Source organism: Tychonema sp. LEGE 06208 (genome assembly GCF_015207505.1).
Classification (GTDB): Bacteria; Cyanobacteriota; Cyanobacteriia; order Cyanobacteriales; family Microcoleaceae; genus Microcoleus.
Window position 1 is genome coordinate 1 of the sequence record NZ_JADEWT010000150.1, and the last position, 13,562, is coordinate 13,562.

A 13,562-nucleotide genomic window follows, 5' to 3' on the forward strand; every position below is an offset into this window, starting at 1 on the left:
GTGGGAGAGTGGGAGATGGGGAGAGTGGGAGAGTGGGAGAGTGGGAGATGGGGAGATGGGGAGAGTGGGAGATGGGGAGATGGGGAGATTGGGATAGTTGGGAAAATATTCCTTCTTCCCTCAAGCCTCAACATCATCCTTCTTCCTTTAACATTCATCCGTTACATCCGTTACACAATCCGTTGCCGAACTTCCTTCTTTCTTCGCCATCCTTGATTTATCGTAACAGTTGCGTCTGTCAATAAGTTTTATGATGGTGATAGGAAATCAAATTTTCGGCCTAAAATCGGGACGAACTAGACTTTATAACCGGGGAGCAATTAAAAATGATGATGAAAGCCCAAGATATTATGACAACAGAAGTTGTTACCATTCGGGGTTCGGCCACGGTAGCTGAAGCAGTGGCGACGATGAACGAACTTTGCCTGCGCGCGCTAATTGTGGAACGCCGCCACGAACAAGACTCCTACGGTATTGTTACGGAAACCGATATTGTTTACAAAGTAACAGCCTACGGAGTAGACCCGCAAAAAGTCCGCGTTTTCGAGATTATGACCAAACCGTGCATTACGGTGAATCCAGACTTGGGTGTAGAATACGTGGCGAGGTTGTTCGCCAATACTCGCATCCGCCGAGCTCCGGTGATTAAGGATAAGCTGCTTGGCATTATTTCGGTAACAGATATCTTGACAAAAAGCGATTTTGTTGATAAGCCGAAAAGTGTTTTATTTGAGGAAGAAATCGAAAGGGCGATCGCGGAGGCTAGAACAGTCTGTTCCCAAAAAGGCGCTACTTCTAGAGAGTGCGCGGTAGCGTGGGACATTGTAGAGGAAATGCAGGCTGAGGCTTCTCACCAGCGATCGATGAAGCTTGACAAAACGGCTTTTGACGAGTATTGCGAGGAAAATCCCGAAGCTGCCGAAGCGCGGATGTACGACAGTTAATTTAGTCCTCAGTCATTAGTTGTTAGTTGTTAGTTGTTAGTTGTTAGCTGTTAGTTGTTAGTTGTTAGTTGTTAGCTGTTAGCTGTTAGCTGTTGAAGGGGAATACTTGTGGAACATTTATTAATGTTTAATAGTTAACTAAGGACTAATGACTGCTGACTAATGACTAATGACTCCATCTTTATTGATGTTTAATAGTTGACTAATGACTAATGACTGCTGACTAATGACTCCATATTTATTAATGTTTAATAGTTAACTAAGGACTAATGACTGCTGACTAATGACTAATGACTCCATCTTTATTGATGTTTAATAGTTGACTAATGACTAATGACTGCTGACTAATGACTCCATATTTATTAATGTTTAATAGTTGACTAAGGACTAATGACTGTTGACTAATGACGCCGTATTTATTAATGTTTAATAGTTAACTAAGGACTAATGACTGCTGACTAATGACTCCGTTTATTCGATCGCTTGAATGCACTCAGGACTGTCTTTGCTGGGACTGTTGACGATCGCACTTACCGCCTTTGCTTTCATTGCAGCAGCATAGGGCTTTAACAGCGGCAAAACTTCCTGAGCGCTGTTAACAGCAGGATCGAGCCACTCTTCCCAAGCGCTGTCGGGCAAAATCACCGGCATTCGATCGTGTACCGGCTGCACAGTTTCGTTAGCAGCGGTAGTAATTATAGTACAAGATACAATCTTTTCTCCTTCTGGAGATTCCCAATTTTCCCACAAACCGGCAAAAGCAAAAGGTTCGCCCTGGGCCATTTGAAAATAGTAAGGCTGTTTGTGTTTTAAGAGTGGCAGCCATTCGTAGAAACCATCAGCAACTATCAAACATCGCCTGTGCTTGATGGCGCTGCGAAAAGCAGGTTTTTCGGCTACAGTTTCCGATCGCGCGTTAATCATTTTACTGCCGATTTTCATGTCTTTTGCCCAACTTGGAATCAAGCCCCAGCGCATAAATTGAAACTGTCGCTGCATTTTTTCTGGCTCAACTGTTACTGTAGCCACTGATTGAGTTGGGGCGATATTGTATCGCGGTTGGATGTCGGGAACTTCCGACAGTTGGAAGAATTCGGCGATGATTTGACCTGAAGTATTTAAAGTGAATCGTCCGCACATAATTTATAGTTGGTATTAACGCGGTTTTTTCGATTTTTGCTGGGTTTAAACCCCGATAGAACTGTCAGTTTATCGGAGTCGCTACGCGATTTTGCTGCATTCTGGAATATTCCGGGTCAGCCATTCGGCGCGCAACTTTTCAATAGCTAATTCTTTGAATTTAGCTTCTACTTCAATCCAAGGAGCTTGATAATAGCACTCTGGCATTTCTGTAATTAAATCGCTGTGGCGCGGGTCGGCAAAAAATTCTTTTCCGTTGGATATGTGGACTAATTGCAATTCAGGAACTGACCAAGTGGTGCGGGCTGCTGCGAGCATTTCGGCAACGCTGGGATCGTCGTAACTTTCTAAATGTTCGTGAATGACGTGGTGGTGCGCGTCAAAAACCATCGGGACTGCGGTATCGAGACAAACTTCTAAAAGTTCTGAGGAACTGTAGGCGTATTCGTCATTTTCAAAGGTTAAGCGCGATCGAATAGATTCGGGTAAGTCGCGGATGACTGATGTGAGTTGCGAAGCGCGAGATCCCTTACCGCCGTGAATGTTCATCAGTGCGTAGGGCGATCGGGGTTGTTGCAACATATCTAAGATTAAAGCATGAGTTGCCAGAATTTTAATGCTGTTTGCAACGACATCAGGCTTGTCGGAACTGAGGACAACAAATTGATCGGGGTGGAGTACCAAACGGATATTGAGGGAAATTGCGCGATCGCCCGTATTCCGCAATTCCTCAGCCATTGAGTGCAGCACTGTTTCCCCCAAATCTGTATCTGCAAAAGGGAACAGCGCAGAAGTCATGCGATACAATTTAATGTTATTTGCACAGCAGAAATCAATCGCTTTGTCAAGCCGTTTTAAGTTGTCTGCATAAAGCTCGCGCAACACTTTTTCTTGTTCAGTTTCGGCAAGCTGTAAAAGTCGCTTCCGCGTGACAGTGCGAAAGCGAACAGCATCGGATGTTGTAATGCAGACTAACCCCAATTCCGGTAATTTGTCCTTTCCCAATACTTGGTTAATCTCGCTCATTTCTCCATAATCCCTGACTTGACTTTTATACTAAATAGGTTTGTAGTAAGGATTTTAGTCCTTAGTTCGGAAGTTGGGAGGGACTACTCGCGTCTCCCGAAAAAATTGCTATATCTCCTGATTCCCCCCATCTCCCCTTAACAATCAACTCCGCAAACGACCAGAACGCAAAATGCTAATAATTAACCAAAAGCCCAAAAAACTCGCCGCCCCAAACAAACCATTGCTCAGAAAAGATAATTGAGCAGTTTGCGCGTTAGAAGAAATAATTGCCGCCCCCACAATCAGCGAACCCACGACAATACTAAAAGAAAGTCGGTTCGCAGAATCACCCAAAGTTCGGCGCAACGGATCGAGTTCTTTTATTGTCAAGTTCCACTTCAAAGTTTCCGAAGTCACCCGCTCTAAAAGCACTTCCACCTGTCGCGGAGATTGCAAAGACAAGCTTTTCAGATCCAGGGCAGTTCTCAGCAAAGCTTGCACCGGGTCATCTCCCAACAACTGACGCCGAAACATATCGGTCATCAGCGGTTTTACCTGCTCTACAATATTGAATCTTGGATTGAAAGAACGTGCCAACCCTTCCAAATTAGCTAGAGTTTTTGCGTACAAACCGAGATTGCTGGGAAGCCTAATTTTATTTTTTCTGGTAATTTCCAGCACTTCATAAAATATTTCCGATAAGTTCATTTGCGACAAGCTAACATTATAATACTTTCGCAGCATTCGAGCCAAATCGTTTTCGAGAATAGCTAAACTTTTAGGCTGAGCAAATTCTGCCATTTCTAATGTTAATTGAGCGCATCGCTGAGCGTCTAAATCGACAATTGCCAGCAACATTTCTGTCAAATTCTGCTGGGTGCGCGGATCTAATCTGCCGACCATGCCGCAGTCTAGCAGGGCAATCCGACCGTCTTTGAGATAAAATAAATTGCCGGGATGCGGGTCTGCGTGAAAGAATCCGTCGATGTATAACTGCTGGAAGAAAACGCGGCAAAGTAGCGTTGTAATTTCTTCGCGTTCGGCATTTATATCTCCTTTGTGGCCAATTCCTTGCAAATCGCCTAACAAAATCGGTACTCCGTTCAGCCATTCCATTACTAAGAGTTTTTTGGTGGTCAACTCCCAGTTGATTTCTGGTAGAACAACTTGTTTTGGGTCGAACCATTTACTTTTAGATAAATTGCGGCGCAGTTCGTCGGTGTAGCTGGCTTCTTGAATGAAGTCTAGTTCTGCACGCAGGGCGATCGCAAATTCTTCGGCTAGGGCGACAATATCGTATTGTTGACCGAATTCTGTGAGCATGACAAGTTCGGCCAAACCTCGGAGTACGGCGATGTCTTGTTCGATGACAATATCGATACCGGGGCGCTGAACTTTCAGGGCGACTTCGCGGCCGTCTTTTAAGGTAGCTTTGTGGGTTTGGGCGATCGAGCCTGCGGCGATCGCCTGAGTGTTAAATTTAGCGAAGGTATCTTCGAGAGATTGTGTGAGTTCCTTGCGGACAATAAATTCTACTTCCGACCAAGGTACGGGCGGAACTTCCGCTTGTAGCGTCGAGAGGGTTTCGATGTAGGCGGCGGGTAAAAGGTCGGGACGGGTACTCAGCAATTGTCCCAATTTCACAAAAACTGGGCCTAATTCTACCAGGATGTTGCGGAGAACTGCGGGAGTTGGGAGACTGGGTGCGTCGGTTTTGCGGCCGGTTAGGAGGCTTTTCATGTAGTCCCAACCGTTGCGGAAGACGACCTCTAGGATTTCTCCTTTGCGAGAAGTGTTTTGAACTAGGCTGAACAAGGGGCCTCCTGGTCGATCGACTTTGGTAGCAATATAACTACTAGGATAGCGCTGTTAACCAAGCTGACCATTGTCTTGAGGAATAACTTTGGGGGCGAGAGGGGGCGAAGGGCGCAATTTCTGAAGAGGGATAGCTGCGCCGCGCCTACTTTGGGGTGTGGGGGAGGGCGATCGGTTTTTGACCGTAGCATTAATCCTCATGTTAATATACAGTTAAAGCAGACATGATATTTTTATGATTAAATTTATTGAGTTGAAAAGTTGAGTCAAAAACTTGAATAAGTAAGTTATTACCAGCCAAATTGTCAATGTGTTTCACATCTATAAAAAACATGATTGCCATCCAATCTCCTGCAACCTCGATCGAATTATCCATCAACTTAACTGACGAGCAATTTTTTCAGCTTTGTCAGAACAACCGCGATTATCAATTTGAACGTACAGCATCAGGGGAATTAATTATTATGCCACCGACAGGCAGTGAAACTAGCAAGCGCAATATCGATTTATCATATCAACTTCAAGCCTGGAGCAGGCAAAATAATCTAGGAGTTGCCTTCGACTCTTCTGGAGGCTTTAAACTTCCCAATGGTGCCGATCGCTCTCCTGATGCCTCTTGGGTCAAAAAAGAACGCTGGGATGCTTTAACACCGGAACAAAAAGACAGTTTTGCTCCTTTGTGTCCCGATTTTGTGGTCGAGTTGCGCTCGAAGACTGATTCGTTGAAAAAGCTGCAAGAGAAAATGCAAGAATATATAGATAACGGTGCGAGATTGGGTTGGTTAATTGACAGGCAAAATCGGCGGGTTGAAATATATCGCCCCGGTCAAAGTGTGGAAATTCTCCAAAATCCTGCCACTGTGTCGGGGGAAGATGTACTGCCTGGTTTTGTGTTGGATTTAGCAGAAATTATGTAAATAGTTGACAGATGCGAGTTGCGTCACTAAAATTTCCTAGGTTCGTAGTAAAGACTTTAGTCTTTCTGGCTTTATTGAGTAAGAAAAAACTGAAGTCCTGACTACGAACCTATTTTTTTATTGCGATGCCATGCTTACAGCAAATCTTTCAATTTGTCATCTTCTCCCAACACTTTGATTACCTGTTTAATCTCCTGCGTCCTATCTTTTTTCACAATTAAAGTTACGTTGCCATCTCTGACAACTACCACATCTTCTAAACCAATGGTGACAATCACTTCATTGTCATCCGCTGCATAGAAAATGCTTTCCTTGGTATCAATTCCGACGTGTTTTGCTAACTCGACATTTGGCTTGTCTCCTTGCAGCAAACGCCCGATCGCATTCCAATCACCCAAATCGTCCCAGCTAAAGCTCACAGGCAAAACACAGGCTTTTTGCGTCTTCTCCATCAGCGCGTAATCAATGCTAATTTTTGGCAATTCCGAGTAAGCAGCAGCACCTTTTGCTTCCAAAGCTGCCATCATTTCCGGTACATGATTTCGCAATTCTGTCAAGACTGTGCCGACTCGAAATACAAAGATTCCGCCGTTCCAACTAAACTTGCCGCTGGCGACAAATTCTTCAGCAGTTGTGCGATCGGGCTTTTCCGTAAATCTCGCCACCCGGTACGCCGGAAAACCGCCAAAACTGCCAATTTCCTCGCCTTGTTCGATGTAGCCGTAACCAGTAGAAGCATAACTCGGTTTGACACCCAAAGTGGCGATCGCATCCTGATTTCTCGCCAAATCCGCCGCCGCCTCCAAAGTCTTGACAAACTCCTCCGGTTCCCCAATCCAGTGATCCGCCGGGAAAAAACCAACAACCGCATCCTCACCGTAACGCTTCGCAGTTTCTATAGCAGTCCAAGCCACCGCCGGCGCAGTATCCCGGCCCTGGGGTTCCGCCAGCAAATTCTCTTGAGGTAAAAGCGGCAACTGTTCCCGCACCCCGTCGGCCAACATTTCCGACGTTACCACCCACAAATCCTCCCAACCGTTACCTAATTCCAAAAGTCTTTCTGCAGTAGTCTGCAGCAAACTCTTACCGCTACCGTCGAGACTCAAAAACTGCTTGGGCCGCTGCTTGCGACTCAGCGGCCAAAAACGTTCGCCTTTACCGCCGGCTAGAATCACAGGAATTAAGGTTCTACTCATTATTGAAAGTTTAAACAGTTCACATCTATTTTGCCTCGATATCCAAAGGCTGTTTGTAAAGAATTACTGAGAAAGATTGACTGTTGAGTGTTGAGTGTTGACTCTTTCGCTATCAACCTTGTGATTGCCCACATTTTTCAACCCGCATTGCCTCTCTTGTGCTTAACCGCGCGATCGATTTTGCCACTCTAAAAACCAAGCAAATCAGCGCTCTCAAAAATTGTTACACTCAAAAAAGCCCTATCCAGAGCGCACAATCAATTGAATTCGAGAGTTTCTTTTCTCCCTAACACCCTAAGCTGTCCTGCATCTAGATTGTGTGTGGCAATTCACCCCGATAGCTGCGCGATGTTATACCAACTTGATAAAGTGCCACTACAAATACGAGTTTTGCTTTAAGCTGTTCGGGATTTAAAAGAGGATAGTAAGATGCGGAGCGTACATAAATATTTCCCAGATAACGTAGCATAAAATTTGAAAAATGGTATAATTGAGCGCCGAGACTAAAAACGGATGCCGATCGCGACCACCGCCCGTGGAAAGATCAAAATTTTAAAGCCTAGTTTGCGCTCTCTTCCTCTGTGGAGTAAATCGAAAACGGAAAATCGACCGAGGGCGATCGCAGATACTTTCTTAAGTTGCACGCGGAAACCATAAAAAACTTTAAAATAAAAAAATACTGCCGTCAAATTCACCTTCTCGGTCAGCGCCTGGGAATGCCAATTACCAACACCATCTCAACTTTGATTCAAGCCGAAACACTAGAACTATTAGAATGGCCGCGCCTGTGTCAGCACTTGGCTACCTTCGCGGCTACCAAACTCGGTGTCGCCGCCGCCCTCGACCTCCAAATCCCCGAAACTCCAGCTCAGACAGCCGAACTCAAGGCGCAAACTGAAGAAGCTTATCAGTTAGAAAGCCGTCCTGGCGGTGCTTTGAGTTTTGAAGGAATCCAAGACATCGGCAGTGCCCTGCAGCGAGCCGAACTGCAAGGTTTGCTCGGCGGCGAAGAATTGCTGGCAATTGCTACCACCCTCGCGGGGGCGAGGCAATTGCGCCGGATCGTTGACTCTGCAACGGATGTGCCGATACTCAAAGAATTGGCTTCCCAATTGCGGACTTATCCCGAAATCGAGCAAGAAATTCATCGGTGTATAGACGATCGCGCTAGAGTAGCCGATCGAGCCACTCCTAAATTAGCAGGAATTCGAGTTCAAATGCGACAGTTGCGCGATCGCATTTATCAAATACTCCAAGGCATTTTGCAGCGACAATCCAACGCCGTCCAAGAACAAGTAATTACCCAAAGAAGCTCGCGCTTTGTCATTCCCGTCAAAGCTCCCCAAAAAGATGCCATACCAGGCATCGTTCACGACTCCTCCGCCAGTGGCGCAACACTGTATGTAGAACCCCACAACACAGTCAATCTCAACAACCAAATGCGGCAGTTGCTCCGGCAAGAACAAGCCGAAGAAGAAGCAGTTCTCCGCGCCCTCACCGAGCAAGTCGCAGCAGTAAAACCAGATTTAGATAGATTGTTGGTGGTAGTGACAACTTTAGATTTAGCTGCCACCAAAGCCCGTTACAGTTTTTGGCTGCAAGCAAATCCTCCTAAATTTATCGAATTCCAAGAACCAGAATTAGCACCAAAAAATCCCGACCAATTAGATGAGGAAAATTCAGAGGAAGAAACAGCAGAAAATAGTCGATCGTTAATTCCCAATTTGCGATCGCAAATTACCCTGCGCCAATTGCGCCATCCTTTATTAGTTTGGCAGCAACAATACGAACAAGGCTTTCCAGTCGTCCCAGTCGATTTAACCATCGGGCCCCAAATCCGCGTCGTCGCCATCACCGGCCCCAACACCGGCGGCAAAACAGTCACCCTCAAAACCTTGGGATTAGCAGCTTTAATGGCAAAAGCCGGAATGTTTGTCGCCGCCCGCGAACCCGTAGAATTGCCTTGGTTCGACAACATTCTTGCCGATATAGGTGACGAACAATCCTTGCAGCAAAGTTTGTCTACTTTCTCCGGCCACATCCGCCGCATCAGCCGCATTTTAGAAGTTTTGACTAATAAATCGGAAGGGGAAAGTGCAGGAGAAGGAGAAGGAGAAGAAAATTCCCAATTCCCAATTCCCAATTCCCAATTCCCAATTCCCAATTCCCAATTCCCAATTCCCAATTCCCAATTCCCAATTCCCAATTCCCAATTCCCAATTCCCAATTCCCAATTCCCAATTCCCAATTCCCAATTCCCAATTCCCAATTCCCAAATCTTTAGTTTTGCTAGACGAAGTAGGAGCGGGGACAGACCCCTCAGAAGGCAGTGCATTGGCGATCGCCCTATTGCAATATCTCGCCCAACATTCCCTATTAACAGTTGCAACCACCCACTTTGGCGAACTCAAAGCCCTCAAATATCAAGACTCCCGCTTTGAAAATGCCTCAGTAGAATTTGACGACAATTCCATGCAGCCAACCTATCGCTTGCTGTGGGGAATTCCCGGACGTTCCAACGCCCTCACCATTGCCAAAAGACTCGGTTTGCTAGCATCCATAGTCGATCGAGCTCAAACCTATGTCGGCGGAGCTTCTGCCGATGTCAATCAAGTGATTGCGGGACTCGAAGCCCAGCGCCGCAAACAGGAAACCAAGGCCAGAGAAGCAACTCAACTGCTGCACCAAACCGAAAAACTGCACAAAGAAGTTTCTCAAAAAGCAGCGGCTTTGCAAGAGCGGGAGCGAGAACTAAAAATAGCTCAGGAAGTGGCGGTAAATGAGGCGATAGGGTCGGCAAAATCAGAAATTGCTCAAATCATCCGGCGCTTGCAGTCGGGCGATAAAACGGCTCAAAATGCCCAGGTGGCGACAGATACCTTAAATCAAATTTCCCAAAAACACCTGCCATCTCGGCAACAACCGGCGAAACCAAAACCGGGTTTTATGCCAAAAACGGGCGATCGCATCCGCATACCCAGCCTCGGTCAAACCGCCGAAGTCCTCAGCGGCCCCGATGCTAACGAAGAATTGAGCGTGCGGTTTGGGATTATGAAAATGACTGTGAAACTGGGAGAAATTGAATCCCTCGACGGTCAAAAACCGGAAACAAAAGCTCAATTAGCCAAGGTAGCAGCCCAAGCCCAAGCAATCGCTACGGCTAAAGCCAAGCAAGCAGCGGCGGAACCTGCAAAACCCAATCCCGAAATTGCTATTCGCACTGCTAATAATTCGATCGACCTCCGGGGTGCGAGAGTCTCCGACGCGGAAATCGAAATCGACAGAGCACTTTCCAAAGCCGTGGAATACGGAGTTTTGTGGATAATTCACGGCAAAGGTACGGGACAGTTGCGGCGCGGGGTGCACGAATTCCTCGCTACTCACCCGCAGGTTTCCCGCTTCGAGCTCGCCAGTCAAAAAGAAGGAGGTGGAGGCGTGACGATCGCTTATTTACATTGATTTCGGTCACTTTGCGGCGTAGGATGGTTGGGGGTGAAAATTTATGGGTTTTTGGGGTTGCGCTCGATCGAACTGGCAACCGCAACCTTCGACTAGCAAAATTCGTCAACAAATAGTATTGCCGGAATCAAAACAACGAGTTATCAGAAATTTGGGTAAAAACCCCGTCCTTTGAAAACGGCTTTACAATATCTTCAGGTTTGCTCACAAAGTAAGTGCTAAAATGCAAGCATGACACAAAAAGCTTTCAAGTACCGCTTCTATCCGACTCCGGAGCAAGAAACCTTGCTTCGGAGAACCTTGGGCTGTACTCGATTGGTCTACAACCGCGCTCTCTGGGCCAGAACAGAGGCATGGTACGAACGGCAAGAGCGAGTTGGCTACACCGAAACCTCTAGTTTGTTGACGGCATGGAAAAAACAAGAGGATCTTGATTTCCTTAATGACGTTAGTAGCGTCCCCTTGCAGCAGGGCTTGAGACACCTGCAATCTGCATTTTCTAACTTCTTTGCAGGACGGGCGAAATACCCCAACTTTAAAAAAAAGCGCAATGGTGGTAGTGCAGAATTTACCAAGTCTGCCTTCAAATGGCGAGACGGTCAACTTTTTCTGGCGAAAACCCTTGAACCCTTGGCGATTCGGTGGAGTCGGGCTATCCCTCAAGGCGCAGAACCTTCTAGCGTCACGGTGAGACTCTCGCCCGCTGGACGCTGGAGTGTTTCGCTGTTGGTGGATATCGAGATTGAACCATTGCCCCAGTCCCCTAATATAGTTGGGATTGATTTGGGTATTACGAGTTTGATGGCTCTGAGTACGGGTGAAAAAATTGCGGGTCCCTCATGTTTCAAGGCGTTTCGCCACAAACTCAAAAAAGCTCAAAAAGCATTGAGTCGCAAGCAAAAAGACTCTAAAAATCGGCAAAAAGCGCGTTTGAAAGTCGCTAAAGTTTATGCAGAAATTAGCGATGCCCGACAAGATTTTATTCACAAGTTGACGACTCGGTTGGTGCGTGAAAACCAAACCATCGCCGTAGAAGACTTGGCTGTCAAAAACATGGTGAAAAATCACAAACTCGCCCTTTCAATCAGTGATGCAAGCTGGGGTGAGTTGGTAAGGCAACTTGAATACAAGTGTAAATGGTACGATCGCACTTTGATTAAGATCGATCGTTGGTTTCCCAGTTCTAAGCGGTGCGGCAACTGCGGTCACATTGTGGAAAAGTTACCGTTGAATCTGAGGGAATGGGACTGCCCTAAATGCAGCACTCACCACGACCGAGATATCAACGCCGCCCAAAATATACTTGCCGCAGGGCTTGCGGTGAAAGTCTGTGGAGCGAACGTAAGACCGGATAGGCATAAGTCTGATGGCGGTTGCGATGAAGCAGAAAGGTCTAGGAAGTGATTTCTAGAATCCCCGTGCGTTCACGCCGGGGCGGATGTCAAGGAGAAAAACTAACAGATTATGCCGTTGTCCGGCGGCCGCAAATCCGTCAACACCGCATACTGTTAGGGTATTCAGCCTCAACCAGTCTTATTTCCCGTGCCCAAGCCATGCGCTCCACCGTAAAGCCCTCCGCTCCCACAAACCAAACAGGTTCATCTCCCAACTGGGAAGAATTGACCCAAAAAGCACCAGAACCTACCCAGTTGGACAACATTAAAGCCCAACTGGATTTAGTGCTGTTAGCCCTAGAAGCACTCGCACAAATTGGTTCAGACGCGATGCTCAAAGTAGCAGCCGAACTGAATTTAGAGCCAATGGTAGCCGATCGCGTGGCATTGTGGCGGCTGCGCCAATCTAACCCGCTGCGGAAAGGCCAGGGAGGGCGCAAAAAACTAGATGTGGAAGAAGCTCGATCGCTCGTTTTGATCGGCTGTCATTTAGCAAAACAGCACCAAGCTTTAATCCGCCGCGCCGTCGCTTTGCTAGAACAAATGGCAGAGCAAAACCGCGAACCTCATACAGTCGCTTTGCTAGGAGATTATATAGACAGGTTCAGCAACACCTATGCCGATCGCATGGAAGATGCAGAAAACCTATCGGCACAAGAACTAACCAACCTAGCCCTCAAACTCCTGATAGATTTGCTATTTTACAGCAGTCCCGGCGGTCACAGGCGGCTCTGGCTGGCTCTCCTAGACCGCGCTAAGAATTAAGCTAAGCCATAATGAAAACGAGAATGAAAAACATCAGGAACAGGCAAGATGCCTGTTGCTAAAAAAGCTTGTTAAGAATGCTACCAAATATCAGATAAAACATAGTTATTCCATCTGCCTAATGCCTAATGCCTAATGCCTAATGCCTAATGCCTAATGACTACTGACTAATGACTAATGACTACTGACTTCTTCCCTCTTCCCTCTTCATTCATTATGCGAAAACGGTACACGCCCCCTACTTGCACGCTGGAAATAACAGCCAAAAGTTCGCCTCTATCTCGCTGGGCCGGCAAACCCGTATTTAAATCTTTAAATTTCGAGTTGCGGCTCGACGACCCCAGACTACCAGATACCGAACACGTTACTCTCAGGGGCGATCGCGCTCAACTCGAAACCCTCCACGAAGCAGTCAGCAACTACGTCCAAAACTTGCTGGGCGAATCCCGCGATTGGGAAAGCAACCTCAACTCCCAAACAAGCCTAACCGCAAGCGATCCAGACTCGCCAGAAGTCGCGCGCCATGTCGTTACATTCGATCGACCAACCAACACATCCGAACCCGGAACCATCGCCCCAAACACTTCCTACCTGCCAGTTGGGCCCCGCCTAGAACCTCGCGGCTTGCTCGCCCACAACTTATTTTTAGGCACTTTAACCCCCGCAGAATCCGGGCCTGCAGTACACCTAAGCACCCTGCAACTGTTTGACTTAGCCACAGCATTAGATGACTGCGCCGCCGAAGCCATCGCCCTCCCCAACCTCAACCGCCAGCGCGGACGATCGCCCTCAGCAGCCGGACTCAAAGTAGCAGCCCTGCTGGTCGCTAGCGCCGGCCTGACGACAGGAATTATCAAAATGCTCGATCGACCCCCCACCGCCTCACAAACCGCCTCAGCCCCCGCCAATCCCCAATCGATCGCC

Annotated in this window: 11 protein-coding genes and 2 pseudogenes; 7 read left to right on the forward strand and 6 right to left on the reverse strand. The window is 47.1% G+C overall.

What is annotated here, in order from left to right; genetic code table 11:
• Nucleotides 1–245: pseudogene (locus IQ263_RS25675) on the forward strand (hypothetical protein); the annotation flags it as partial.
• A gap of 81 nt (nucleotides 246–326) precedes the next feature.
• Entirely contained in the window at nucleotides 327–944 is a 618-nt protein-coding gene (locus IQ263_RS25680) for a CP12 domain-containing protein (RefSeq protein WP_194070926.1), read from the forward strand.
• A 471-nt stretch (nucleotides 945–1,415) separates the two neighbouring features.
• Here IQ263_RS25680 and IQ263_RS25685 read toward each other — a convergent pair whose 3' ends face one another.
• From IQ263_RS25685 to IQ263_RS25695, 3 genes are all read right to left on the reverse strand, one after another.
• A complete protein-coding gene (locus tag IQ263_RS25685) occupies nucleotides 1,416–2,084 on the reverse strand; it encodes an SOS response-associated peptidase (RefSeq protein WP_194070927.1) in 669 nt (222 codons plus the stop codon).
• 81 nt (nucleotides 2,085–2,165) lie between these two features.
• Nucleotides 2,166–3,110, reverse strand: coding sequence for a UV DNA damage repair endonuclease UvsE (gene uvsE / locus IQ263_RS25690; protein ID WP_194070928.1), 945 nt, complete (start codon nucleotides 3,108–3,110; stop codon nucleotides 2,166–2,168).
• 144 nt (nucleotides 3,111–3,254) lie between these two features.
• The gene (locus IQ263_RS25695; RefSeq protein ID WP_228050363.1) at nucleotides 3,255–4,907 is read right to left on the reverse strand and encodes an ABC1 kinase family protein; all 1,653 of its coding nucleotides are present in this window, start codon (nucleotides 4,905–4,907) and stop codon (nucleotides 3,255–3,257) included.
• Between the two features lie 332 nt (nucleotides 4,908–5,239).
• Between IQ263_RS25695 and IQ263_RS25700 the strand changes: the two genes are divergently transcribed.
• Nucleotides 5,240–5,824, forward strand: a complete 585-nt coding sequence (locus tag IQ263_RS25700; RefSeq protein ID WP_194070929.1) for a Uma2 family endonuclease — start codon at nucleotides 5,240–5,242, stop codon at nucleotides 5,822–5,824.
• A 134-nt stretch (nucleotides 5,825–5,958) separates the two neighbouring features.
• On the opposite strand, the gene IQ263_RS25705 is transcribed toward IQ263_RS25700, so the two are convergent.
• From IQ263_RS25705 to IQ263_RS25715, 3 genes are all read right to left on the reverse strand, one after another.
• On the reverse strand, nucleotides 5,959–7,020 hold the full coding sequence (locus IQ263_RS25705) for a mannose-1-phosphate guanylyltransferase (RefSeq protein WP_194070930.1): 1,062 nt from the start codon (nucleotides 7,018–7,020) through the stop codon (nucleotides 5,959–5,961).
• Between the two features lie 310 nt (nucleotides 7,021–7,330).
• Nucleotides 7,331–7,489 (reverse strand): hypothetical protein, encoded by a 159-nt coding sequence (locus IQ263_RS25710; RefSeq protein ID WP_194070931.1) that lies wholly within the window; start codon nucleotides 7,487–7,489, stop codon nucleotides 7,331–7,333.
• Between the two features lie 34 nt (nucleotides 7,490–7,523).
• Complete coding sequence (locus IQ263_RS25715; protein WP_194070932.1) at nucleotides 7,524–7,709, reverse strand: hypothetical protein; 186 nt, start codon at nucleotides 7,707–7,709, stop codon at nucleotides 7,524–7,526.
• 54 nt (nucleotides 7,710–7,763) lie between these two features.
• Here IQ263_RS25715 and IQ263_RS25720 point away from each other — a divergent pair.
• From IQ263_RS25720 to IQ263_RS25735, 4 genes and pseudogenes are all read left to right on the forward strand, one after another.
• Nucleotides 7,764–10,479, forward strand: a pseudogene (locus IQ263_RS25720) (endonuclease MutS2).
• Nucleotides 10,480–10,710: 231 nt separating this feature from the next.
• Nucleotides 10,711–11,883: an RNA-guided endonuclease InsQ/TnpB family protein gene (locus IQ263_RS25725; protein WP_194070933.1), complete on the forward strand. Its 1,173-nt coding sequence runs from the start codon at nucleotides 10,711–10,713 to the stop codon at nucleotides 11,881–11,883.
• A complete protein-coding gene (locus IQ263_RS25730; RefSeq protein WP_442921933.1) occupies nucleotides 11,880–12,638 on the forward strand; it encodes a DUF3038 domain-containing protein in 759 nt (252 codons plus the stop codon). Before IQ263_RS25725 ends, IQ263_RS25730 begins: the two co-directional genes overlap by 4 nt.
• Before the next feature lie 177 nt (nucleotides 12,639–12,815).
• On the forward strand, nucleotides 12,816–13,562 hold a 747-nt coding region (locus IQ263_RS25735; RefSeq protein ID WP_228050364.1), incomplete at its 3' end, for a DUF4335 domain-containing protein.

Coding starts and splice junctions, on each gene's coding strand:
- IQ263_RS25680 (WP_194070926.1), top strand. CDS start 327: ATGATGATGAAAGCCCAAGATATTATGACAACAGAAGTTGTTACCATT.
- IQ263_RS25685 (WP_194070927.1), bottom strand. CDS start 2,084: ATGTGCGGACGATTCACTTTAAATACTTCAGGTCAAATCATCGCCGAA.
- uvsE (WP_194070928.1), bottom strand. CDS start 3,110: ATGAGCGAGATTAACCAAGTATTGGGAAAGGACAAATTACCGGAATTG.
- IQ263_RS25700 (WP_194070929.1), top strand. CDS start 5,240: ATGATTGCCATCCAATCTCCTGCAACCTCGATCGAATTATCCATCAAC.
- IQ263_RS25705 (WP_194070930.1), bottom strand. CDS start 7,020: ATGAGTAGAACCTTAATTCCTGTGATTCTAGCCGGCGGTAAAGGCGAA.
- IQ263_RS25710 (WP_194070931.1), bottom strand. CDS start 7,489: ATGCTACGTTATCTGGGAAATATTTATGTACGCTCCGCATCTTACTAT.
- IQ263_RS25725 (WP_194070933.1), top strand. CDS start 10,711: ATGACACAAAAAGCTTTCAAGTACCGCTTCTATCCGACTCCGGAGCAA.